The 22,846-nt window shown below is 69.7% G+C and carries 21 protein-coding genes and 4 pseudogenes; 17 read left to right on the top strand and 8 right to left on the bottom strand.

Annotation, left to right across the window (positions count from 1 at the left end; all coding sequences use genetic code 11):
* The first annotated feature begins 16 nt into the window (after nucleotides 1-16).
* A complete protein-coding gene (locus ACFYQ5_RS19085) occupies nucleotides 17-1,375 on the top strand; it encodes an MFS transporter (RefSeq protein WP_389198813.1) in 1,359 nt (452 codons plus the stop codon).
* On the opposite strand, the pseudogene fecE reads toward ACFYQ5_RS19085, so the two are convergent.
* Both fecE and ACFYQ5_RS19075 read right to left on the bottom strand, forming a co-directional pair.
* Nucleotides 1,368-1,493, bottom strand: a pseudogene (fecE, locus tag ACFYQ5_RS19080) (Fe(3+) dicitrate ABC transporter ATP-binding protein FecE); the annotation flags it as partial. The gene ACFYQ5_RS19085 and the pseudogene fecE overlap by 8 nt on opposite strands.
* Before the next feature lie 357 nt (nucleotides 1,494-1,850).
* Nucleotides 1,851-2,056, bottom strand: a pseudogene (locus ACFYQ5_RS19075) (iron chelate uptake ABC transporter family permease subunit); the annotation flags it as partial.
* A gap of 262 nt (nucleotides 2,057-2,318) precedes the next feature.
* Here ACFYQ5_RS19075 and ACFYQ5_RS19070 point away from each other — a divergent pair.
* The 6 genes from ACFYQ5_RS19070 to ACFYQ5_RS19045 all read left to right on the top strand — a co-directional run bounded on the left by ACFYQ5_RS19070 (nucleotide 2,319) and on the right by ACFYQ5_RS19045 (nucleotide 7,924).
* Entirely contained in the window at nucleotides 2,319-3,302 is a 984-nt protein-coding gene (locus tag ACFYQ5_RS19070; protein ID WP_389198811.1) for an ABC transporter substrate-binding protein, read from the top strand.
* On the top strand, nucleotides 3,299-4,087 hold the full coding sequence (locus tag ACFYQ5_RS19065) for a 2,3-dihydro-2,3-dihydroxybenzoate dehydrogenase (protein WP_389198809.1): 789 nt from the start codon (nucleotides 3,299-3,301) through the stop codon (nucleotides 4,085-4,087). Before ACFYQ5_RS19070 ends, ACFYQ5_RS19065 begins: the two co-directional genes overlap by 4 nt.
* Nucleotides 4,088-4,166: 79 nt before the next feature.
* The gene (locus tag ACFYQ5_RS19060; RefSeq protein ID WP_389198807.1) at nucleotides 4,167-5,366 is read left to right on the top strand and encodes an isochorismate synthase; all 1,200 of its coding nucleotides are present in this window, start codon (nucleotides 4,167-4,169) and stop codon (nucleotides 5,364-5,366) included.
* Nucleotides 5,363-7,012 (top strand): (2,3-dihydroxybenzoyl)adenylate synthase, encoded by a 1,650-nt coding sequence (locus tag ACFYQ5_RS19055; RefSeq protein ID WP_389198805.1) that lies wholly within the window; start codon nucleotides 5,363-5,365, stop codon nucleotides 7,010-7,012. The genes ACFYQ5_RS19060 and ACFYQ5_RS19055 overlap by 4 nt, the downstream gene beginning before the upstream one ends.
* A gap of 46 nt (nucleotides 7,013-7,058) precedes the next feature.
* Nucleotides 7,059-7,691, top strand: coding sequence for an isochorismatase family protein (locus ACFYQ5_RS19050; RefSeq protein ID WP_389198804.1), 633 nt, complete (start codon nucleotides 7,059-7,061; stop codon nucleotides 7,689-7,691).
* A 5-nt stretch (nucleotides 7,692-7,696) separates the two neighbouring features.
* Nucleotides 7,697-7,924, top strand: coding sequence for a phosphopantetheine-binding protein (locus tag ACFYQ5_RS19045; RefSeq protein ID WP_389198802.1), 228 nt, complete (start codon nucleotides 7,697-7,699; stop codon nucleotides 7,922-7,924).
* A 100-nt stretch (nucleotides 7,925-8,024) separates the two neighbouring features.
* Here the strand turns inward: ACFYQ5_RS19045 and ACFYQ5_RS19040 are convergent.
* From ACFYQ5_RS19040 to ACFYQ5_RS19030, 3 genes and pseudogenes are all read right to left on the bottom strand, one after another.
* Nucleotides 8,025-8,507: pseudogene (locus ACFYQ5_RS19040) on the bottom strand (alpha/beta hydrolase); the annotation flags it as partial.
* Nucleotides 8,508-8,682: 175 nt separating this feature from the next.
* Nucleotides 8,683-9,516, bottom strand: coding sequence for an SDR family oxidoreductase (locus ACFYQ5_RS19035; RefSeq protein WP_389199095.1), 834 nt, complete (start codon nucleotides 9,514-9,516; stop codon nucleotides 8,683-8,685).
* Between the two features lie 182 nt (nucleotides 9,517-9,698).
* Nucleotides 9,699-10,325, bottom strand: a complete 627-nt coding sequence (locus tag ACFYQ5_RS19030; protein ID WP_389198800.1) for an alpha-ketoglutarate-dependent dioxygenase AlkB — start codon at nucleotides 10,323-10,325, stop codon at nucleotides 9,699-9,701.
* A 302-nt stretch (nucleotides 10,326-10,627) separates the two neighbouring features.
* Between ACFYQ5_RS19030 and ACFYQ5_RS19025 the strand changes: the two genes are divergently transcribed.
* From ACFYQ5_RS19025 to ACFYQ5_RS19005, 5 genes and pseudogenes are all read left to right on the top strand, one after another.
* The gene (locus tag ACFYQ5_RS19025) at nucleotides 10,628-11,089 is read left to right on the top strand and encodes a DUF5709 domain-containing protein (RefSeq protein WP_389198798.1); all 462 of its coding nucleotides are present in this window, start codon (nucleotides 10,628-10,630) and stop codon (nucleotides 11,087-11,089) included.
* 72 nt (nucleotides 11,090-11,161) lie between these two features.
* The gene (locus ACFYQ5_RS19020; RefSeq protein WP_389198797.1) at nucleotides 11,162-11,728 is read left to right on the top strand and encodes a type 1 glutamine amidotransferase domain-containing protein; all 567 of its coding nucleotides are present in this window, start codon (nucleotides 11,162-11,164) and stop codon (nucleotides 11,726-11,728) included.
* 360 nt (nucleotides 11,729-12,088) lie between these two features.
* Nucleotides 12,089-12,432, top strand: a pseudogene (locus tag ACFYQ5_RS19015) (SAM-dependent methyltransferase); the annotation flags it as partial.
* A gap of 395 nt (nucleotides 12,433-12,827) precedes the next feature.
* The gene (locus ACFYQ5_RS19010; RefSeq protein ID WP_389198796.1) at nucleotides 12,828-13,961 is read left to right on the top strand and encodes a DUF4765 family protein; all 1,134 of its coding nucleotides are present in this window, start codon (nucleotides 12,828-12,830) and stop codon (nucleotides 13,959-13,961) included.
* A gap of 385 nt (nucleotides 13,962-14,346) precedes the next feature.
* On the top strand, nucleotides 14,347-15,210 hold the full coding sequence (locus ACFYQ5_RS19005) for a Rieske 2Fe-2S domain-containing protein (protein WP_389198794.1): 864 nt from the start codon (nucleotides 14,347-14,349) through the stop codon (nucleotides 15,208-15,210).
* A gap of 94 nt (nucleotides 15,211-15,304) precedes the next feature.
* Here ACFYQ5_RS19005 and ACFYQ5_RS19000 read toward each other — a convergent pair whose 3' ends face one another.
* The gene (locus tag ACFYQ5_RS19000; RefSeq protein WP_389198792.1) at nucleotides 15,305-15,499 is read right to left on the bottom strand and encodes a hypothetical protein; all 195 of its coding nucleotides are present in this window, start codon (nucleotides 15,497-15,499) and stop codon (nucleotides 15,305-15,307) included.
* A gap of 594 nt (nucleotides 15,500-16,093) precedes the next feature.
* Between ACFYQ5_RS19000 and ACFYQ5_RS18995 the strand changes: the two genes are divergently transcribed.
* Both ACFYQ5_RS18995 and ACFYQ5_RS18990 read left to right on the top strand, forming a co-directional pair.
* The gene (locus ACFYQ5_RS18995) at nucleotides 16,094-18,409 is read left to right on the top strand and encodes a beta-L-arabinofuranosidase domain-containing protein (protein ID WP_389199093.1); all 2,316 of its coding nucleotides are present in this window, start codon (nucleotides 16,094-16,096) and stop codon (nucleotides 18,407-18,409) included.
* A 220-nt stretch (nucleotides 18,410-18,629) separates the two neighbouring features.
* A complete protein-coding gene (locus tag ACFYQ5_RS18990) occupies nucleotides 18,630-19,559 on the top strand; it encodes a universal stress protein (protein ID WP_389198791.1) in 930 nt (309 codons plus the stop codon).
* Nucleotides 19,560-19,838: 279 nt separating this feature from the next.
* On the opposite strand, the gene ACFYQ5_RS18985 is transcribed toward ACFYQ5_RS18990, so the two are convergent.
* A complete protein-coding gene (locus ACFYQ5_RS18985) occupies nucleotides 19,839-20,195 on the bottom strand; it encodes an IclR family transcriptional regulator C-terminal domain-containing protein (protein ID WP_389199092.1) in 357 nt (118 codons plus the stop codon).
* Between ACFYQ5_RS18985 and ACFYQ5_RS18980 the strand changes: the two genes are divergently transcribed.
* The gene (locus ACFYQ5_RS18980; RefSeq protein ID WP_389199090.1) at nucleotides 20,168-20,422 is read left to right on the top strand and encodes a hypothetical protein; all 255 of its coding nucleotides are present in this window, start codon (nucleotides 20,168-20,170) and stop codon (nucleotides 20,420-20,422) included. The genes ACFYQ5_RS18985 and ACFYQ5_RS18980 overlap by 28 nt on opposite strands.
* A 606-nt stretch (nucleotides 20,423-21,028) precedes the next feature.
* Nucleotides 21,029-21,289, top strand: coding sequence for a hypothetical protein (locus tag ACFYQ5_RS18975; RefSeq protein WP_389198789.1), 261 nt, complete (start codon nucleotides 21,029-21,031; stop codon nucleotides 21,287-21,289).
* A gap of 273 nt (nucleotides 21,290-21,562) precedes the next feature.
* Here the strand turns inward: ACFYQ5_RS18975 and ACFYQ5_RS18970 are convergent, their stop codons facing one another.
* Nucleotides 21,563-21,865 (bottom strand): hypothetical protein, encoded by a 303-nt coding sequence (locus ACFYQ5_RS18970; RefSeq protein ID WP_389198788.1) that lies wholly within the window; start codon nucleotides 21,863-21,865, stop codon nucleotides 21,563-21,565.
* 453 nt (nucleotides 21,866-22,318) lie between these two features.
* Here ACFYQ5_RS18970 and ACFYQ5_RS18965 point away from each other — a divergent pair, with 453 nt between their 5' ends.
* Nucleotides 22,319-22,828, top strand: a complete 510-nt coding sequence (locus tag ACFYQ5_RS18965) for a hypothetical protein (protein ID WP_389198786.1) — start codon at nucleotides 22,319-22,321, stop codon at nucleotides 22,826-22,828.
* Nucleotides 22,829-22,846 lie beyond the last annotated feature (18 nt).

Raw genomic sequence — 22,846 nt, 5'->3', positions numbered from 1 at the left:
GACAGGGACCGTCCCCATGCAGCACGCCAATGCGGCGAACCGGCTGGACCGGCTGCCGATCTCCCGTTTCCACAAGACCACCCTGCTGGCCGTCGCCTTCGCCTACTTCTTCGAGTTCGCGGACATCAACAGCTTCGCGACGACCGCCCCCAAGCTCATCGACCTCTGGGGCGTGACGGTCAATCAGGTCGCCTACGTCACCTCGCTGTCGTTCGTCGGCATGTTCATCGGTTCCATCGTCGCGGGAGCCGTCGCCGACCGGTGGGGCCGCAAGAAGACCCTGCTCCGCACCACACTGTTCTTCGGATTCTTCTCGTTCGTCTCGGTGTTCTCGTGGGACGTCTTCTCACTGGGCGTCTTCCGGGTCCTCACCTCGGCGGGCCTGTCCGCGATGACCGTCGTGGCGGTCATCTACGTCAACGAGATGTATCCGGCCGCCGTCCGCGGCAAGTACCAGGCGTACGCCATGGTCATCGGCATCTGCGGCACACCGGCCACCAACCTGATCGCCAGTCTGGTCGTCCCGCTCAGCGACTGGTCCTGGCGGCTGGTGTACCTGTGGGGTGCGCTCGGCGTCCTCCTGGTGCTGTTCTCCAAGCACCTCAAGGAGTCCCCCCGCTGGCACGAGAGCAAGGGTGACCACGCCGCGGCCGACGCGGTCCTGCGTGAGATCGAGGCCTCGGTGAGCGCCGAGAAGGGGCCGCTGGCGGAACCGGCGGAGCCCGTCGAGGAGCCCCCGGCGGTCAGGGCGCCGGTGCGTCTGCTGCTGCAGAAGAGGTACCTCGCACCGACGCTCCTGCTCACCGTCCTGTGGGTGACCCAGACCATCGGCTTCTTCGGCTACTCGAGCTTCGCGCCCACCCTGCTGTCCAAGGAGGGCTTCAGCGTCGAGAAGTCCGTCTTCTACATCGCTCTCACCACCGTCGGCGCGCCCCTCGGCTCCTTCCTGGCCTCCCTGGTCACCGACCGGTTCGAGCGCAAGTGGTGTCTCGTCGCCTTCGGCACGGTCATCGCGCTGTGCGGTCTGCTGTACGGGCTGACCTTCGACCCGATCCTGATCGTGATCTTCGGCTTCCTGGTGAACCTCTTCGAGCGCGGCTACACCGCCCTGGCGTACGCCTACTCCCCCGAGCTCTTCGACACCCGGAGCCGCTCCCTGGGGACGGGCATCACCTACGGGATCGGCCGGCTGTCGAACGCCGCGGGTCCGCTGATCATCGCGGCGCTCTACAACCGCACCGGCTACCAGAGCGTCTTCTACTTCATCGCCGGCGTGTGGATGGTGGGCGCCGTGGCCCTGGCCGTGTTCGGCCCCCGGACCCGGCCGTCCCGTCCGGCCGTGCGGAAGACGACGCCCGTCACGTCCGCTACCTGAGCGGCCGGGCCCTGGGCACCACGACCGGGGAGCCGTCGCCCGGTGCGCCGAGTATGTCGGCGTCCACTCCGTAGAGCTCCTTCACGAGGGCCTCGTCGACCGTCTCGTCCGGTTGGCCCCCTGGCGCAGCAGGCCCTGCCGGGGGTGGCGAGGCGGTTGCCCGCCAGGGTCCGGGTGAGGCAGCCCGCGATGCCGAGCGCGGCGCTGACCATGAGGCCGGGCGAAGACGCGGGGGTCCGGAGACGGATTGCGACAGGCTCATTCCGGCCGAACTCGCCGTCACCGCGAGGGCGATGCAGGAGCAGTGCGGCGGCGAGCTCCGCTGCGGCGCGGCAGGAGCCAGGACAGCGTCCCGGTCCGCAGCACGGTGCTGTCGGGGGGGCACAGTGGTGCCGGTGTGCGACACCGGGCCCGTCGCTTTCAGGTCGGTCATGCCTCGGCCCCAGCGGTGGACAGCCGGGAGGAGCGGGCGATCCAGACGAGCACCGGCCGCGCCGAGGCACGTACCGACGAGGAGAGCGGCGAGCGTACGTGGAAGGCGTACGTCCATGACGGCCGGCCGGATCTGTGCATCGGCTCGGGCGGAGGGGTCACCGAGGAGGAAGTCCCAGGCGCGCCCCGCAGTGCTCTCACCCGTGCCGATGACGAGGGAGAGCAGCACAAGGCCACAAGGAGAACCAGAAGTACCGTGCAAAAACGGAGAGTTGAGCGACCTCGGGGTGGAGGACCTTCGGATGGGCGGGATCCGGCTGATCTTGGCCGACCCCCTTGCGCTATCGATATAAGGGTAGCCTAACCTAAGGGAACTCGTCCGGTTCTTGCGGGCCCTGGGCACCCCTATGCCCTGAAATGGCGCCGTGTGCACCATTTCTCTTCGATGCAGGCTTCGGAGAGGGTTCTGACGGAACAGGATTCGTCTGATTACAAACGGAGATCCCTGGCCATGGCGCCGCACTCGCCCCCCTCGTCCCGCGGAATCACACGTCCCGTCGTGTCGGCGACCTTGATCGCCCTGTGCACTCTCCCCCTGAGTGCCTGCGGATCCGAGGACGAAGCCGAATCCGCTGCCGCCGGCGCACCGGCGACCACGACCCAGGTGACGGACACGTCCGGGACGAAGGTGGAGATTCCGGCGGACCCCGAGCGCGTGGTCGCCCTCAGCGAGATGGGCCTGGACGCGTCCCTCTCGCTGGGCGTCGAGCCGGCGGGCCTGGCGGCGGGACGCGGCCGGAAGGACGCCCCCCGGTACGTGGCGAACCAGGCGAAGAGCGTCCCCGTGGTGGGCGCCGTCACCGGCCCGGACATCGAGAAGGTCGTCCAGGCGAAGCCGGATGTGATCCTCGCCGGACAGCTCGCCGACGAGCAGGTGCTCGCGCAGCTCCGGAAGATCGCGCCCCCTGTCGTCACCATCGGCAGCACCAAGGACTGGAAGAAGGCGCTCGAGCTCACCGGCACGACGCTCGGAAAGTCCGACGAGGCCGAGGAGTTCCTCACCGCCTACGCGGCCAAGGCCGCGGCCCTCACGACCGACCTCGGCTCCCGGGCTGGCGCCAGCGTGTCCGTCGCCCGCTACTCGGCCAAGGGCACCGCGGTCACGCCGCAGGGCGTCTTCGTCAGCGACGTCCTGAAGGACCTCGGCTTCGCGCGCCCGGGCGTCCAGAACGACAAGGGCGAGGGCCGCTCGACGCCACTCAGCGACGAGAAACTCCAGGAGATCGACGGCGACTGGCTGTTCATCGGCTCCCTCGACGCGGGCACCGACGCCGGTCTCCTCGCCGAGCTGGCGAAGAAGTCCGCCTACCAGCAGCTGGGCGCCGTGCGTGACGCACACGCGACGGTCGTCGACGGGACCGAGTGGACCAGCCTCGGTGGTGCGCAGGCAGCCGTCTCGGTACTCGACGACATCCGGAAGGCGATGGCCAAGTGAGCCCCGAGCAGGAACTCGGCGGCCGGATCGCCCTGGTGACCGGAGCGGGCCGCGGCATAGGCGAGGCGGTCGTACAGGCCCTCGCCGGCCGGGGTGCCCGCGTCCTCGCCACCGACCTGGCCGCGGACGGCATCGCCGCGCTCGAGAAGAGGTACGACGGTCCGGTGACCGCGCGCACGCTCGACGTCACGGACCCCACCGCCGTCGAGGACCTCGTCGCCGACGTGGAGCGCACGATCGGCCCGCTGGACATCGTGGTCAACGTGGCCGGAATCCTCCGTGGTGCGCCGGTCGCCGAGCTGTCGGACGAGGAGTGGGCGGCCACGTTCGCCGTCAACACCCACGGGGTGTTCCATGTGTCACGGTCCGTCTCCCGCCGGATGACCGAACGGGGCTCGGGCAGCATCGTCACCGTGGCCTCCAACGCCGCGGGCATCCCCCGTACGAACATGGCGGCCTACGCCGCTTCCAAGGCCGCGGCCGTGATGTTCACCAAGTGCCTCGGCCTCGAGGTGGCACCGCACGGAGTGCGGTGCAACACCGTCTCCCCCGGCTCGACCCTCACCGACATGCAGCGCGGCATGTGGACGGCGGGGGACGAGGAGGCCGCCGTCCGCCGCGTCATCGAGGGCGACCCGGCGACGTATCGCACCGGTATCCCGCTCGGCCGGATAGCGGACCCCTCCGACATAGCCGACGCGGTCGCCTTCCTGGTGTCCGACCGCGCCCGGCACATCACCATGCACGACCTGTACGTCGACGGCGGAGCCACCCTGCGGGCCTGATACCCGGCCTGCCCGGCCTCTCGTCCCGCACCGCCCGACAACCTGCCGACGCTCGAGCCGTCCCCACTGGAGACCACCCATGTCTGCATCTCTGCGCGTCCCCACCGTTCCTCCCCCACTCGACTCCCCCGGGGCCGCGACCGCCCTCCTGGAGGCCTACCGGCCCGGCACGGACCGCTTTCTCGCCACACCCCGGCACACCCTGCTCGGCTCCGGGACCACGGCCGAGGTGCCGCACGACGCACGCCCGCTGAGCGAGCGGGTGCGGGAGGTCCTGGACACCGCCCGGCGCGCGGGCGGCCCGGCCCCGGTCGTCATGGGCACGGTCCCGTTCGCACCCGACGGCGTGGCGGCCCTCGCGGTCCCGGAGACCGTCCGGTGGGCGACTGCCCTGCGCACGGACCCTCTGATCGCCCTGCACGGCCCGGACGCCGGTCAGGGCGAGGACTGGCGGATACGTGAGGTGCCGGCCGCTGCCGAGTACTCCGCGGCCGTCGCCGCCGCCGTGGAGCGGATGCGCGCCGGTGAGTTCGACAAGGTCGTCCTCGCCCGCACACTCGAACTGACCTCCGCACGTGACCTCGACCTGCCGGCCATGCTGAGCCGGCTGGCACGCCGTGACCCGGACGGTTACACCTTCGCCGTGCCCAGCGGCCCGGGACGCACCCTCGTGGGCGCGAGCCCCGAGCTCCTCGTGGCCCGCCGGGGCACCCAGCTGGTCGCCAATCCACTGGCGGGTTCCGCACCACGCAGCAGCGATCTGGCGGAGGACGTCCGCAGGGCGGCCGCCCTGCTGGACTCGCGGAAGGACCTGCACGAGCACGCGGTCGTGGTCGACGCCATCCGCGAGGCCCTCGCGCCGCACTGTGTGCGCCTGGACGTGCCCGAACGCCCCACCCTCGTACGGACCGCCGCCATGTGGCACCTGTCGACGACCCTCACCGGGGAACTGCGCGACCCCTCGTCCACCGCCCTGGACCTGGCGTCGGCCCTGCATCCCACTCCGGCGGTCTGCGGCACGCCGACCGATGTCGCCCGGCAGGTCATCGCGGAGTCCGAGCCCTTCGAACGCGGCGCGTACACCGGCATGGTCGGCTGGCAGAACGCGGCGGGCGACGGCGACTGGGTCGTGACCATCCGCTGCGCCGAGGCCGAGGGCCGCACCCTGCGCCTGTTCGCCGGCGCGGGCGTGGTCGCGCAGTCCTCGCCGGCCGCCGAGACGGCGGAGACCGAGGCCAAGTTCCGGACCTTCCTGACCGCTGTAGGAGCCTCCCTGTGACCCCCCGCCAGGTACCCGACGCCCCCACCTGGCCGGCCGAGTTCGCCGCACGCTACCGCGCGGCGGGCCACTGGCGCGGGGAGACGTTCGGCGGTGTCCTGCGCGAACGCGCCGCCGCACACCCGGACCGCGTCGCCGTCGTCGATCCGGCCCCCGAACGCCGCGCCTGGACGTACGGCGAACTGGACGAGCGGGCCTCCCGTCTGGCGGCGGGGTTCGCGGCCCGTGGGATCTCCCCGGGCGACCGGGTCGTCGTACAACTGCCGAACATCGCCGAGTTCGTCGAGGTCGTCTTCGCGCTCTTCCGTATCGGCGCGCTGCCCGTCTACGCCCTGCCCGCGCACCGGGACACGGAGATCGAGTACTTCTGCTCGTTCACCGAGGCCGTCGCCTACGTGATCCCGGACCGGCACGCCGGCTTCGACCACCTCGCGCTCGCGTCGAAGGTCAAGGAGCGCACACCGACACTGAAGCACGTCTTCGTCGTCGGTTCACCGGGTGAGCACACCGCCCTCTCCGAGGTGCCGTGCACGCCCACCGGGACCGGGTACGAGCCGGAGCCGCACGATCTGGCGTTCCTCCAGCTGTCGGGTGGCACGACGGGTGTTCCCAAGCTCATCCCGCGCACGCACGACGACTACATCTACTCGTTGCGCGGATCCAACGAGATCTGCGGGGTCGACGGTGACACCCGCTTCCTCGTCACCCTCCCCGCAGCGCACAACTTCCCGATGAGCTCCCCGGGCTGGCTCGGAGCTCTGTACGCCGGGGGGTCCGTGATCCTGTGCCCCACCCCCGACCCGGCCACGGCGTTCCCCCTCGTGGAACGCGAACGCGTCACGATGACCGGGATGGTGCCGCCCCTCGCCCTGGTGTGGACACAGGCCGCCCCCGGCACCGAACACGATCTGTCGAGCCTGGAGCTGATCCTCGTCGGCGGCGCCAAGTACAGCGAGGTGGCGGCCCGCCGGCTGGAGCCCGCGCTGGGGTGCCGGCTCATGCAGGTCTTCGGCATGGCCGAGGGGCTCGTCAACTACACACGCCTGGACGACGACCACGAGACCGTGGTCACCACCCAGGGCCGGCCGATCTCCGAGGACGACGAGGTCCGGGTCGTCGACGACGCGGACCAGGACGTACCCGAGGGAAGCTTCGGGAATCTGCTGACCCGTGGCCCGTACACGATCCGCGGCTACTGGCGCGCACCGGAGCACGACCGGAAGGCTTTCACCGAGGACGGCTTCTACCGCACCGGCGACATCGTGCGCCGCACCCCGACGGGTCACCTGATCGTCGAGGGGCGGGCCAAGGACCAGATCAACCGGGGCGGCGAGAAGGTCGCCCCGGAGGAGATCGAGAACATCATCCTCGGCCATCCGTCGGTGCACGACGTGTCCGTCGTGGGGGTGGCCGACGAGTACCTGGGCGAACGAACCCTGGCCTACGTCATCCTGCGCGAGGACGCCGAGCCGCTGAAACCGGTGGCGATCAGACGCCTCGTGCGTGAACGCGGTGTCGCCGCGTACAAGATTCCAGACCTCGTCGAATTCGTCGAGGCCTTCCCGCAGACCGGAATCGGCAAGGTCAGCAAGAAGGGACTGCGCTCCGACGCGGCCCCCGGCCGCGCCGAAACCACGCAGCACTGAGATCAGCACCGAGTTCCGCCCAGAGCGGCACCGAAAGGTTCACCCCATGGCTCTTCCCGCCATCGCTTCCTACGCACTGCCGACCGAAGCCGAACTGCCCGCCAACCGAGTGGACTGGACCGTCGATCCGTCGCGGGCCGTGCTTCTGGTCCACGACCTGCAGAACCACTTCCTCGGCGCGTTCCCGCCCGGTGAGCAGCCGCTCACCGGCATGCTCGACAACACGGCCCGCGTCATCGAGGAGTACCGCCGACTCGGTGTACCGGTCGTCTACTCGGTGCAGCGCGGTGGTCAGACGCCCCAGGAACGCGGTCTTCAGCTCGACTTCTGGGGCCCCGGCGCAGCCGACGACCCCGAGGCGCTGGCGATCCCCGGGGCCGTCGCGCCCGTGGAGGGCGACACCGTCCTGACCAAATGGAAGTACAGCGCGTTCGTGCGCACCGAACTCGCCTCGCTGCTCCGCGAGTACGGGCGCGACCAGTTGGTGATCACCGGTGTGTACGCGCACATCGGGGTGCTCATGAGCGCCTGTGACGCGTGGATGCGCGACATCCAGGCCTTCGTGGTCGCCGACGCCGTGGCGGACTTCTCGCGCGAGGACCACGACATGGCACTGCGCTGGGCCGCGGGCCGCTGCGCGGTCGTCACGTCGACCGACGCGCTCCTGAAGGAGATCTGAACACCGTGGCGCTCACCCTCGAACTGATCCGCCACGATGTCGCCGACGCCCTCGGTGAGGAACCGGCTGCCGTCCCTCTCGACGAGAACCTCATGGACCACGGGCTGGACTCGGTGCGCATCATGTCGCTGCTGGAACGCCGGCGCCGGGAGCACGGTGTCGAGGCGGATTTCGCGGACCTCGCCGAGGACCCCGCCATCGAGACCTGGGTGTCGCTGCTGAAGGTCTCATGACCGTCCTGCTCACCGATGCCGTCGGGGCCGGGCCGGGCCGGGCCCCGACGCGGACGGCCCTGCCCGCCCCGGTGTTCAGCGGCGGCGCGGGTTCGCGGCGGCCGTCGGACGCGCGGGTGGCAGCGTCGTCGTAGCCCGCCGCCGCCAGGACCTCGCGCAGGCGCCTGGCGGCTGGCAGGGCGACCCATTCCTGCTCACCGGAGGAGAGCCGCAAGCGGACCGGCAGACGCGGGGTCCCGGCGATCCGGTCAGTGAGCCACTGCGCCTGTGGCCCGTCGGACCACCAGAAGGAGCCGGACTGTGCGAGGACGTTGCCGAAGCTGCCGGGCGCGGACATCGCCGCGTAGGCGGCGGAGAGGTCGCCCGGACTATGTCCGGCGACGACGGTGCGGGCGGGGTCGTGCGTGACGGGGAGTCGGGACGCCGCCCAGGGCAGCAGCTCGTCGGCGAGGAAGGCGACGTACTCCGGGCGGCAGGTCAGCTCGGACCACCGGGTCTCCACGTCCGCTGAGTCCGGCAGCAGGGCGACGAGCGGCGGGATCCGGCCGTCGGCGATCAGGTTGTCCAGCAGGTGCGCGAGCCCTGGTTCGTCCAGCAGCTTCGAACCATCGCGCATGCCATCCAGGACGCCGCTGAGCAGAACGCCCTCGCCGGAGGCGACGCACCCAACAACTCCAAGCCTTGTGGCTCAGGTTGGGGGAGACGAGCCCTCTGAAGCCGTCTCGCTCAACCTGAGCAACAGCAGTGCCGATGCGGTCTCAGCGGAAGGCGGCACCATTGTCCGACGCCCATTGCTGGAACGATCTGGCCGCGGACCCGGTGACCCGGAAAACCGTGTCGCGCACTTTCAGCAATTCGTCATTGACGTCCCCGCCCATCAAGTCGAGGACGGCATCCGTGGTCTCGTCTCCCATGAAGGAAGCCATCTGCCGGTGGGCTTCCTCCCGGCTGATCTCAATGAGGGCCACCTCCTGCCCCAACGTTGCAGCGATGGCCGCGACCTGCCGTCGAACCGTGATGCACTCCGGCCCGGTCAGTGCATACGTCCGCCCCTGATGGCCCGGCTCGGTCAGCGCCGCACAGGCCACCGCCGCGATGTCCGCAGGGTGGATGGCCGGGAGGCCGATGTCCGCATACGGCGCTCGGACCACGCCCTGATCGCGAATCGACTGCGCCCACCACAGGGTGTTCGAGGCGAACTGCGTCGGCCGCAGTATGGTCCAGGCCATGCCGCTGTCCTTGAGTAACCGCTCAACAGCCAGGTTCTCGCCGGCCGCGGGCAGATGCGGATGAGTCTGCACCGTGATCGACGACACGAGCACCACATGCTCCACGCCGGCCTGCCGGGCAGCCGCCAGGACCTCCGCCTCCGCACCCATACCCGACAACAGGAACAAGGAGCGCGCTCCCTCCAGCGCGGCCTTCAGAGAATCCGCCTGCGCGAGATCGCCCTCAACGGCTTCGATCCCTTCAGTGAACGAGGCCCGTCCCGCATCACGAGTCAGACCTCGCACACGTGCGGCGCCGGCCACCTGCAACTCCCTCAGCAGAGCACTTCCAATGTTCCCGGTCGCGCCGGTCACGAGGATCATCGTCATCTCTTCCTGTCGTCAGCCGGTGATCACGTCCACGACACGCTAAAACCTCAACCTCGCTTGGGGTCAAGGACTCAACCCCGCTGCCTCACGTTGATTGAGACGAGCTCGGCACCGGCGTCTCAGTCGACCTGAGCCACCGCCGACCACCGCAGGCCACCGCCTCGCGGTGGCTCGGGTCAGCTCACTCCGCGGGGGCGGAACTGGATACTGATCCGCGGGCCCCGGGCGTGGGCGGTCTTGGGAATCGCGTGCTGCCAGGTCCGCTGGCAGGAGCCGCCCATGACGATGAGGTCGCCGTGACCCAGTGGGCGGCGCACGATACCTCCGCCCCGGCAGGGGCGCAGGAGCAGATCGCGCGGTGCACCGAGCGAGAGGATCGCCACCATCGTGTCCTCGTACGAGCTGCGGCCGTTCAGGTCGCCGTGCCAGGCGACACTGTCGCGTCCGTCCCGGTAGTAGCAGAGCCCGGCGGTGGTGAAGGGCTCGCCGAGCTCGTCGGCGTACCGCGAGGACAGCGCGTCGCGGGCCTCGTCGAGGACGGGGCTCGGCAGGGGGTCGACGGCGCGGTAGAAGGCGAGCAGCCGGGGCACGTCGACCGTCCGGTCGTACATCTGCCGCCGCTCGGCCCGCCAGGGGACCCCGGCCGCGAGCTCGGCGAACAGCTCGTCGCCGCCGCTCAGCCAGCCGGGGAGCAGGTCGATCCACGCCCCGTCGCCGAGGGCTGTCCGTCGCAGCCCGGTGAGGCGGCCGAGGCCCGGACCGTCGGCCTGGTCGAACAGCGAACCCTGGAGATGAACGGACATGGGGCAAGCCTACCCCGGTTAGAACACACGTTCCCATCATAGGCCTGCCCGGTCGCCGCAGTCGGGGATCGGCCATAAGCTGCCGGGGCCGACAGGGTGTGACGACAAGGGCCTGACCAGCACTTCTGACCTGCCGGGCAGTCGTACCGTGCGCACTCGGGCGAACCGAGGGGACACCCGGGAAACGCCGCATCACTGAGATGAGCACGTGTGGGCAGGAGAGCGGTCACACCGCGCGCCCCTCGTACGGGTGACGGGCGGATGCGGCGTACCAGGCAGACCTCAAGGGAAGGAGCGGCCCGATGCCGGAAGAAGGACGCGGTGACGACGTCTACCAGCCGGACGGTTCGGACGCGGGCAACCAGCCCTCGGACGACCTGGACCCGGAGAACGTGATCGACGAGCCCGATCTCGACGACGTGCTGGACACGGGGTACTCCCCACCGGAGAAGCCCCTGGGCGTGTCGAAGTACGGCACGACCGGCGAGGAGCAGCGGGAGGGCGAGTCCCTCGACCAGCGCCTCGCGCAGGAGGTGCCCGAGAAGGACCCGCTCCTGGTCGAAGCAGCCGACGACACACCGGAGGACAACGGTCCCGAGGAGGGCGATGCCGGGGGCGAGCGCGCGGGCCGCGTCGCGGCCGCCGACGAGGAGGCCGGGCAGGTCCGCAACAACAGGGTGCTGGGGCGTGACGTCGGCGTGGACGGAGGCGCGGCCTCCGCGGAGGAGGCAGCGGTGCACATCCAGGAGGACGACGGAGCCTGAACGTCCATGCTCCCGGCCCGTGGACCGGGGGATGTCACGAGGGAACGAAGGAACGAGGAAAGGCGGCAACTGATGACCGACACCGACATGAAGCAGCAGAAGGTACTGGCCGTGGTCACCAACTACGGCGTGGAACAGGACGAGCTGATGGTGCCCCTCGATCACCTTCGCGGTGCGGGAGCCCAGGTCGACGTCGCGGCCGTATCCATGGACGGCATCGTCACGCTGGTCGGTGACAAGGATCCGGGAAAGACGGTCCGGCCCGATCTCACCCTGACCGACGCCGACCCCGGGGACTACGACCTGCTGCTCGTCCCGGGCGGCACCCTGAACGCCGACACGCTCCGCCTCCAGGAAGCCGCAGCCGGCATCGTCCGTTCGTTCACGGACTCCGGCCGCCCTGTGGCGGCGATCTGCCACGGCCCCTGGGCGCTGGTCGAAGCGGGCGTCGTCACGGGCAAGCGACTGACCTCCTACGCGTCGCTGCGGACCGACATCCGCAACGCGGGAGGCGAATGGACCGATGAACCGGTCGTGACGGACGGTTCCGGTGGCTGGACGCTGATCACCTCGCGCAACCCCGGCGACCTCGAACCCTTCCTTGGTGAGATCGACAAAGCCCTTGCGGCGGGCTCCTGACCTGACCGTGTCGGACAGGCCTCCCACCGGCATCGGGACCGGAGTCCCGTAGGCCTCCCGCCTGACCCGGAGGCATCGCCGCCGGCAGTCCGGCCGGCCCGGCACCGGGGTCGTGCGCCGTGGCCGTGCCCCGTTCTTCACCGAGAACGGGGCACGGCGCATCCTGGCCGGCCGCCCATGGGCTTCCCCCGGGGAGCTCGTCGACATGCGCAACCAGGCCAAGGAGATCACCCGCGCCGGCATGGCCCCGGAGGAGGTCGCCGTCCTGGAACAGCGCAACCGCGAGAAGTACGGCAACCCCCTCGGACCCACCGCCGACCAGCTCCACGCCACGTACGGGCCCTGGGAGAAGGTCACCGACGCAACGCCGCACGTCATCTGGAGCCCGGCGGCCGATTCGTCATCGAGCTGGGTGTGCCACCCCTGCGGTTCCTGCCTCCTGGCCAGGTCGCGGTGCCGTTCGACGTCTCCGAGCAGCATCTCGGCTTCGACACCTTCGACCTGGTGGAACAGATCCTCGTCTCGCACCACTTCACCCACGACGGCGGCGACGGACGCTACCGTCGCGGCAGCTCGCGGCACCGGTACGCCTGGCCGGCGGAGCTCGACCTGATGGCACGGATCGCCGTGTCGCGGACTGGGACGGGGCGCCGTTCACCCAGGGTTCCGCGAAACACATCTCCGTGTGGCGCAAGCCGGCCTGAGAGGTTCACACCCTCGCCGCAGGCATCGGCCGGGGCCACGGCTCCGGCCCGACCCTGCCCTGGAGTTCAGGCGCGGCCGAGGACCACGCCTACTCGCATCCGGGGAAGCCCGCGAGTTCGCGGAAACTCAAGGTCCGACGGTGGTGTCGGCGGACATCCTCGTCTGTGACAGGCGCCTGCCGAACGGAGGGGTGCACCTCGATCGCTACGTGACCGGGTTCGTCACGCGCGTGCAGCGATCCCCGGAACGGCCTCCGGTGCCCACTTGGGGGGCACCGGCTGTGACCGTGAGGGCAGTTCACCGGCTGCCCCGAGGTTGCCCCCACGGACCTTCCGCCCCCCTGAGCGGTCCGGTAGAGCTGGAAGATCAGCCGTCCAGCGTGAAGGGGATCGTCGTGCGTGCACACCGAACACCAGCCCAGCGGGCCGCTGAACAGGACAAGGAATTCCGTGCGGCCACGCCCATCACCCCGGCCCAGCGGATGCTGGCACTGCAGCGCTCGGTGGGCAACGCGGCCGTGTGCCGTGCCGTGGAGGAGGAGCGGCACGTGCACGCGGCGGGCTGCGGCCACGACCAGGTCGTGCAGCGCCGGTCGGCCGTGCACGAGGTGCTGCGTTCGTCGGGGCGGCCGCTGGACGCGCCGGTGCGCGAGGAGATGGAGGCCCGGCACGGCGGTGCCGACTTCGGCGGGGTGCGCGTCCACACCGGCTCCGCGGCCATGGACTCGGCGGCGGAGATCGGCGCGAAGGCATACACCTCCGGCACTCATGTGGTGTGGGACGGCCGGGACAAGCACACCCTCGCCCATGAGCTGACCCATGTCATCCAGCAGAGCCGGGGTGTCGTGCCGGGTACGGACAACGGCTCGGGCCTGCGCGTCTCTGACCCCTCGGACTGGGCCGAACGCCAGGCGGAGGACACCGCCCGGCAGGTGATGACGGGCCCGGTGCCCGCGCTGCGAGACGAGACCACGGCCGGGCGCGTTGCGGCGGCGGGCGCGACCTCCGTGCAGCGCATGGAACTGGCCACGAACCCGACGACCCTCACCGAGAGCGACTCCGACTACAGCTCGGAGGACGATCTCAGCGCTCAGGAGGCACAGCTGCCGGCACTCACGTCCGAGAGCGCCGTGGAGGCCGCGGTTGCGGCGGACGGCGAGACGGTGGTCACGCTGTGCCGGGGTGACGATATGCCGAAGATTCGGGCGATGCAGCAGCAGAGTTCGGCCGGCGGCGCGGCCTCCGACTCGGCCACCCCCGCGCCCACTGTCGAACAGGCGGAGCTGCAGGTCACCAAGGGCAGGCGCTATCCGGAGTTCTCCACCTCGCAGTACATAGCACGGCAGTTCAGCCGGCAGGGACCGCGAGGCGTCGTTGTCATCCGCATCAAGGCCAAGTACCTCACCAAGGGGTCCGATGCTCCCGAGGACGGTTGGGTCGCGCTGCACAGCGCGCCGGTCGAGGTGATCGCCGTGGTCGACCGCAGTAAGGGCAAGACGGCGTCGGGGAACGCGGTCAACGCCTCCTGAGCAGCTCAGCCGGACCGCACGGCGGACCGTAGGGGCAGGCCGTCCGACTCCTCACCGTGCTTCCGGACCTCTTCAAGGAGGTAACCAGGTCGAGCGTCGCGGTGTTCGGCCACCGTCGGCGCCGGTGCGCACCAGCACAGACAGCAGCAATTCCACCTCAGCGGCTGGAAGCGGCTGAATGTCGCAAGGCGGCGGTCGGGGGGCTTCGGACAGGCAAACGAATGACAACGGCGTGCAGCTGTTACCGGGCGCCCACAGTGGATACCCGCCCCCTATGAACGAAATGCCTGAAGTCAGCGGTCACACCCCTGGCGGCAGGACGGCTTCGCGAACCGCGAAGCGCCTGCTGCCGTCACCTCTGGGCCCCGGCAGGGTTCTCCGGGCCATGGACCGCCTGGAGCACACCACCGCACTCGACGGTGTCATCGACCTGGTCCGGGACAAGGTCCGGGCCGTCCCACTGGGGCCCTTGCGCGACGTGCTGCACGGATGCCGGCTGGGCCATCCCGTGCATCCTCTGCTGGTGCAGGTACCGATCGGCAGCTGGCTCTCCGCAGCGGTACTCGACCTCCTGCCCGGGCAGCGCCGGGCGGCCCGCGCCCTCATCGGCGTGGGCCTCGGCACCGCCGGCCCGGCCGCCGTGGCGGGCTGGGTCGACTGGGCGGAGCTGCAGCACCGCCACCGTCGCGTCGGCTTCGTACACGCGGCGGCGAACATCACAGCCGTGGCGTTGTACGCCGGGTCGTTCACGGCCCGCGCGCGCGGGCGCACCTGTCTCGGTAAGTCCCTGGGGTTCGCGGGGCTCTCGGTCGTGGGAATCGGCGGAGCGATCGGCGGGCACCTTGCGTACCGACAGGCCTCGGGGGCGAACCACGCCGAGGCGGTACAGGACCTGGTGAAGCCCGGGTGGCACGAGATCGGCGCCGTCGTCGACCTGCCCGTCGGCGAGGCCGTCCGCCGGTACGTCGACGACGTACCGGTCGTGGTCGTACGGGAGGGCGACGAGCAGGTGCGCGTGCTGGCGGACACGTGCAGTCACCTGGGCGGTCCGCTGTCCGCGGGCGAGGTCACCGATGGCTGCGTGCGCTGCCCGTGGCACGGAAGTGCCTTCCGCCTGTCCGACGGCTGGAACCTCAGGGGACCGGCGACCGCGGCGCAGCCTGCTTTCGACACCAGGATCACCGGTGGGCGCGTGGAGGCGCGACTGCGCGGCCAGGAATCCGACGGCTCCTCGGACGCGGCCGTCTGAATGTGACCGGGCGGCCGCACAGCGGACGGCGCGGGGCGGAGCCCGGTGCCGTCCGCCACCGCCTCCCTCGTACGCACGGGCTGTCGCATGGCCATCAGCCCGGACCGTCCTCCCGCCGCACCCATGGTGGTCGCGACCCGATCGACGCGCAGGACATAGCCGGAGTGCCTGATGTACCGGGTCGGGTTGTCGTGCGAAAGGACGTCCAGGAAGCATCGGCCAGGCCAGGGACGAACCGCCACCGGGAGTCGGCGTACGGGTCGAACGGGTAGGTGTCGAGCTGCGCCACGAAGCCGGTGTGGCGCACGTAGCGGTCCGGGAAGTTGCACGACTTCAGCCGGTTTCAGGCGCGCGCCCCAGCGGGCGACCAGGTTGTTGTACTCGCTGGTCGGGATGGGGGGCGATCGTGCCGAGCGGACTGCGGCGGACAAGCCGGCAGCCGGTGACTCTGCGACCCCCTTTCGCGGTCGACATTTCGGACATGGTTCGGTTGACCGATCGGAAAATAGACCCTCGCAAGAGGCGCGTCAAGGCCCCTGACAGCGCTTCCTCCCCTCGCACCGAAACCTCCTGCCCCCGTGTTCCGCTTGCCAGTTGGAAGCGTTGACGGCATTGACGGCGCATTACGAGGCAACTATGGTTCCGGCGACATAGCGAACACTGTTCGAAAACACGAACAACCTCCCTGTCGCCGCCACATTCCGGTCCTCCGATATTTGCCGTTTCCGCCAGGCGCAGCATTCCCGGATTCGGCTTCCCCTCCCCCGACCGCGAGGAGACCACTTCCGGAACGGGTCGGTTTCCGGCCACCGCATGCGAAAGAGCCGGACCGACACAAAACCGCACACGCCAGTTCAGTGCGCACTCACGGAAAAGGTGCATGATGTCTTCCTTCGTCAGCAGACGACACCTCCTGCAGGTCGCCGGAGCCACGGCTGCCGCCTCCGCAGCCGGCCCCCGCCTCGGCGGCTCCTCCGCCCAGGCGGCCGTACCACCTCCTGCACGGAGCGACATCGGAGTCCAGGCGCTTGCCTTCACACTCGGGCAGGTCCGGCTGACCGCGAGCAGGTGGCTGGACAACCAGAACCGCACCCGGAACTATTTGCGGTTCGTCGACGTCGACCGGCTCCTGTACAACTTCCGCGCCAACCACCGCCTGTCCACAGACGGTGCTGCGGCCACCGGTGGCTGGGAGGCACCCGACTTCCCCTTCCGTACGCACGTCCAGGGCCACTTCCTCACGGCGTGGGCTCAGTTGTACGCCGCGACCGGGGACACCGTGTGCAGGGACAAGGCTCTCCTCATGGTGGCGGGGCTGGCCAAGTGCCAGGCCAACAACAGCGCCGCCGGCTTCAGCGCCGGGTACCTCTCCGGCTACCCCGAGTCCGATTTCAGCGCCCTCGAAGCGCGCACCCTGACCAACGGCAACGTGCCGTACTACACCATCCACAAGACCCTGGCCGGCCTGCTGGACGTGTGGCGCCATCTCGGCAGCACCCAGGCCCGTGACGTGCTGCTGGCCCTCGCGGGCTGGGTCGACGGGCGTACCGGCAGGCTGAGCGCCCAGCAGATGCAGGCGATGCTGGGCACCGAGTTCGGAGGCATGAACGCCGTACTGGCCGACCTCTACCAGCAGACCGGCGACGCACGGTGGCTCACCGTCGCCCAGCGGTTCGACCACGCCGCGGTGTTCGACCCGCTGGCGGCCGGCCAGGACAAGCTGAGCGGACTGCACGCCAACACGCAGGTACCTAAGTGGATCGGGGCCGTCCGGGAGTACAAGGCCACCGGTACCGCCCGTTATCAGGACATCTCGACCCACGCCTGGAACATGTGCGTCGGCACGCACACCTATGCCATCGGCGGCAACAGCCAGGCGGAGCACTTCCGCGCCCCGAACGCCATCGCCTCCTACCTGAACCAGGACACCTGCGAGAGCTGCAACACTTTCAACATGCTCACCCTGACCCGGGAACTGTTCGTCCTGGAACCGGACCGGGCCGCGCTGTTCGACTTCTACGAGCAGGCATGGCTGAACCAGATGATCGGCCAGCAGAACCCGGCAGACAGCCACGGCCACGTCACCTATTTCACCCCGCTCAACCCGGGAGGCAGGCGCGGTGTGGGCCCCGCGTGGGGCGGCGGCACCTGGAGCACCGACTACACCACCTTCTGGTGCTGCCAGGGTACGGGCCTGGAGATGCACACCAGGCTGATGGACTCCGTCTACTTCCACTCCGGCACCACGCTGACCGTGAACCTGTTCGTGCCCTCGGTACTCACTTGGTCCCAGCGCGGCATCACCGTCACCCAGACCACCTCGTACCCGGAGGGTGACACCACCACCCTGCGCGTCACCGGCAACGCCGGCGGCACCTGGGCGATGCGCATCCGCATCCCCGGCTGGACCAGTGGGGCCACTGTCAGCGTCAACGGGGACACACAGGACATCGCCACCACACCCGGCAGCTACGCCACCCTGAGCCGCGCCTGGGCCTCCGGCGACACGGTCACCGTCCGCCTGCCCATGCGGGTCGTCATGCGGGCGGCCAACGACAACCCCGGAGTCGCCGCGATCACCTACGGCCCCGTGGTCCTGTCCGGCAACTACGGCGACACCGCCCTCCGTTCCCTCCCGGCCCTGGACACGTCCTCGATCGAACAAGCCAGCCCCGGCGCACTCGCCTTCACCGCCACCGCGGACGGCTCACCCGTCGCCCTCGGCCCTTTCCACGACGCGCACGGCCACAACTACACCGTCTACTGGAACACCAGCGGCCTCGCCCCCGTGCGCCTCGCCAACGTGGGCAGCGGCCTCGTACTGGGCGTCCAGGACATGTCCACGGCCGACGGTGGCCGCGCCCTGCAGTGGAACGACTCCGGCACTGCCGACCACGACTGGGAGATACTCCCGGACGGAGACGCCTTCCGCTTCCGCAACGTCAACAGCGGCAAGGTGCTCGGCGTCCAGAACATGTCCACCGCTGACGGCGCGACGGTCCTGCAGTGGTCGGACAACGGCACCGCCGACCACCGATGGACCCTGCTCGACCAGGGAAACGGCACCTACAGGATCCGCAACGTGCACAGCGGCAAGCTGCTCGCCATCGAGAACGGCTCCGCCGCGCTCGGCGCCTTCGCAGTGCAGGACCCGGACGACGGCACGGCTGACAACCGGTGGCGCATCGTGCGGGACTAGAACCTTTCGGGACCCGGGCCTTTCGCTGTCCACGGCTCCTGCCGGGTCGGGCACTCGCATCGTCGCATGCCCCGCGTCCCGTCAGGCGGGCTCCATGCGTCGTCGTCCTCCGCGCCGGATCAGGGCCTTCCGGCCTTCAGGGCCTTCCTGGCGTTGGCCGCACCACGACCGGCGGTGGCAGCATGAAGACACGGACACACGGACGGCACGAGGAGCAGCGATGCGTACGCACGCGTCCGGCGCCACGGCAGAACCGCGCACAGTCGTGGGGGTGGACGGTTCGGAGCACGCCAGGGCCGCCGCACTGTGGGGTGCGGCCGAGGCCACCCGCCATGGCCACGGCTTGTGGCTCGTACACGCCTCGAACCTGGACCGGCTCGACCGGTTCGCTTCGTTCGAGACGTCTGAGCGCGCCCGGAACCGCGGCAATGCCGTGCTGACGGAGACGGCGGAAGTGATACGGCAGCGATTCCCCGGGGTCGGTCTCACCGTCAAGCTGAGCCGCAGGAATCCGGTCACCGCGCTCCACACCGCTGTCGGGCCGGGCGGCATGATCGTCGTCGGCAGCCGGGGCAGCGGCGGTTTCGGTCCCCTCCTGCTCGGATCGGTCGGCCTGGGAGTGGTCGTCAGCAGTCCCGCGCCCGTCGTCGTGGTGCGTGGTGACCCTGAACGAGGGAACGGCGCGCCGGTCACGGCCGCGGTGCGGGACGAGTGGGACACCGCGTGGCTGGACCGGGCCGCACGGGAGGCGGAGGTACGGAAGTGCCCCCTGCGTCTACTGAATGTCCGCAGCCTGTCCGTCCGGCTCGGCGTCCGCCCGGCCGCAGACGATGACACCGGGCGGCGCGCAGGCCCCGGCGAGCAGTTTCTGACGGGCCTCGCCTCCCGGATCCGCGAAGAACACCCCGGTCTCACCGTGCGGGTCGAGACGGACACGGCGCGGTCAGCAGCCTCCGTACTCGTCGAGGCGAGCCGGAAGGCGGAGCTCCTGGTCGTCGGGAGCCATGAGCGGCACAGCGTCTCAGCCCTGGGTCTCGGCCATGTCGTGCACGCGCTGCTGCACCATTCCCACTGCCCCGTGCACATCGTTCCCTACACACGTGACGCGCGGAACGTCGCCGAGGAGGCGCCATGGGATGACAGCGACTGACGGCAAGGACCCCCGGCCCGTGGCTACCGCGCGGCATACCCGCACTCCGCGGCCCGGGGCCCGGTCGGCGTGGCGGCGGCGTACGCGGATCCGGCCCGACGAGCTCCCCGAGAGCTGGGAGCCGCCCTGGTGTGTGGGGTTGCATCCCATCCCGAGGTGCGCCCTCCACCGCGACGAGCCGATCAGAAGTTACGCAGAGGGGGCGCAGTGGCTACGTAGGTCAGCTGAGTCCGACGCCCGGAAGCTTGAACGCACAGGCAGTCAGGGTGAGGCTCGTGGCTACGCTGACAGGAGCTGCGTGACAGCGCCGGCAATGGCGGACAGCTGGGCTGTCAGGGTTTCGAGGCTGAGTTCGTCTGCTCGGTGACGGGGGATGGTGGCGGTGATGGAGCCGGCCACTGAGTTCTCGGCGAAGTAGGGCACGGCGACGCCATAGCCGTCCGGGATGCGTTCACCGTCACCGAGGGCCCAGCCGCGTTCGCGTACCAGCTCCAGGCCCTTCCTGATTTCGGTGCGGTTCAGCGGGGTGCGGTCGGTGTACTTGCTCAGCGGCAGGGCTTCGAGAATGCTGTCAGGCAGGTGGGCGAGGATAGCCTTGCCCGCAGCGCCTGCGGCGAGGGGGACGCGAACTCGCAGGCCAAGGACTCGCCGTCTACGCCCGCGGTATCTCTCCCGCCGGTCCTTGGAAGAACGGCCTTGGCCGCATTGGCTTCCCCATCGCCTGCGGCAACATCGTCTGCAACCCCGGAGACGCCGTCATCGGCGACAGCGACGGCATCATCGTCGTCCCCCGCGCCGACCTCACCGCCGTCACCACCGTCACCGAACGGACCCAGGCCCAGGGACGGACCCGGCCAAGGTAAGCACGACCAGATACCGGGGAAATCTCATTCCGGCTCTGTGGCCCACTACGGCATGAGGAACTGAACTGAACAACCCGGAACGGGATTTGTGGAGAGCCCGGTGCCTGGAGACGGGCACGCCGGGTTCGGGAGGCGGCTCGGGGAAACCCACTGGTGGAAACACCAGCAGGGCGCCCCGAGTCGACCTCACCAACGGCGCGGTTCTCTTGAGGCTGTTGATCCCGCACTCCACCGCATGATGTTCGCGGTAGTCGACCGGGTCGAAGCGCGGCGGCCAACCGCCGCGGGAGCCGAGCTTCTGGCGGTTGCGCGCCTGGTCAGCCTTGTCGGGAATGGTGCAGCGGATCCCGCAGCGGCGCAGGTAGGCGGTTCCTGCGGGAAGCGTACGCCCTGTCGGCGCGCACTCTATGGGGCGGACGCGCGGCCGGCCTGGCCCAATGCGGGGCACGCAGACGTTCTCCAACACGGGTTCGAACTGCGGTGAGTCCCCGCGCTGCCCCGCCGTGACCACGATCGACATGGGTTTTCGACCTTGCTCGACGGCTAAGGCTGTGCATTGGGCGCGAGGCCTGCAGTCCTTTGGAGGACACAATGCGCCACGCCCGCGTGAACGCCGCGAAGTTCATCGGCCGCACCCTGGCCCAGCCGTACGAGACTGAACTCGGCGGCCCGGCACCAGAGGCCACTCACCACCTACTCGCCACCGCGCATGCCGACTGGTGCTGCCCGCCGAGCGGGCACAGCACGCCGTGGCAGGACTGCTATGACGGCGCGTGGGTACTGCCGCTGCCGCAGAAGGCGCACCTCTTTGTCGACGAGGCCGGCCGCGCTCGCGCGATCCCGGCGCACCTCACCGGCGGGCGCTAGCTCGCGCAAGCGCGGCGGTACAAACAGCGGTGCGCATTCGCAGGGAAGCCCAAGGGATGCCGCTCGGCAACCAGGGCTGACACGGCGCGCCTTGGTCAGAGCAGGCCGGGGCCGCCGTTCGCGGTGGCCCCGGCCAGACCTGAGGCGCGGCGCACCAGTTGGGCTTACGGCGTGGTCACAGGAACCACGGCCGGTTCCTCGCGCCCAGCCCAGGAGACGTGGACCAGTGCGACAGACCCGAATCAGCAGGAGGCGACATCTTCGTCAGCGCGATCACCCGTTCCCCGTGTCTATGGCGGCACCTGATCGCGTGGTCCTCCACGGCGTTTCCCCTCCAGGCCGGCCATTCCACGCGCGGCATAGGGCCTTGCAGCGGTCCACCGTCACCGGCACCACTCTGGCGAGTTCGGCAATGTCCTTGCGGCGCCGGCCCTCGTCGGACCACAACACCATCCGGGCCCGCAGGGCCACATCGACCGGCACAAGACGCGAGACAATCAACTCTCCCAAATCGGCCATCTGTTCAGAGGAGAGATCCATGTCGGGCTCAACGAGCCAACCAGCATCAAGTTTCACGAACGGGATCATGAGAAACTAGCTGCTGATGCGGGGGCGTTTCTTTGATAATTCACCCAACGCCCAGTCCTCGGCCCAGAATGCACACGGATGCTCTTGAGCGTAGCTCAATAGGAGGGGGCTGCTCAGCAGTTTAGGAGCTGCGAGGGATCCCTTTGTGTCCGCTCGCAGGAATGGCAGGAGACAGGACGGGGACGGCACGTTCGACGGCGCCACATTGAGTTCCTCCGGTGCGGGTTCTCGTGCGTCCGGCATCTTCGGAAGCTCGCGCAAGGGGTCGATCGACCTCGCGTACGCTCTTGCCCACCCCAACCAGCGTCGGGTCTGACTCAAAGTTGGCTCGTCCACGACGCCGTGAAGCTCGCCAATCCGACGTTCCAAGGCCGTGCAGTACGCGCTGAGGGCAGCGGACTCCTGCCAGCGCCCGGCCTCTTCGCGTAGTGCCTGCGCAAGTTGTTCGCAAACAGCCTGTTCTTTCGCCACCTCCACGGCCGCTCGCCAGCGAACTTCGCGTTCCGCAATGGCTTGCTGCTCGTCCTGCCTGCGCCGAGCGTCTCGTGCCGCTCGCGCCTCGATCTCTCCGAGGACCGTGTCCAGGGCCTCTTCGAGCGTCCGGGTCTTCCGATCTCGCCAGCGGCCGGGCCGGTCGGCCAGGCCATGAGCGAGCTCCACGACGAGGCGAGAGGAGCGGTCGGGATCCGTGGACTGCGGGAACTCCTGCCTGACACTGACGGTGTAAGGGAGGCCGTCGATAGCAATGTCCACTCCACCCTCGCGTGGGTGGAAGAACGAGTGGGCCTTCCGCACCTCGTACCCTCGCCGGACCGCCTCAGCCGACAGTCCCTGCAACAGAAGAAGCGACCTTCGGCGGAGCACAGAAGGCATGACGAGTCGGCGCTCGTCGCCTTTCTGACGCAACAGCACCGCCGCACCCCCTCTGACCTGCGGATGCGCTGGGCGTAGGGGGTGCGGCGGTACCTG

This window comes from Streptomyces sp. NPDC005794 (assembly GCF_042871445.1).
Classification (GTDB): Bacteria; Actinomycetota; Actinomycetes; order Streptomycetales; family Streptomycetaceae; genus Streptomyces.
Note: the sequence above shows the minus strand (reverse complement) of the source record. Positions and strands in the feature narration are given on the sequence as shown.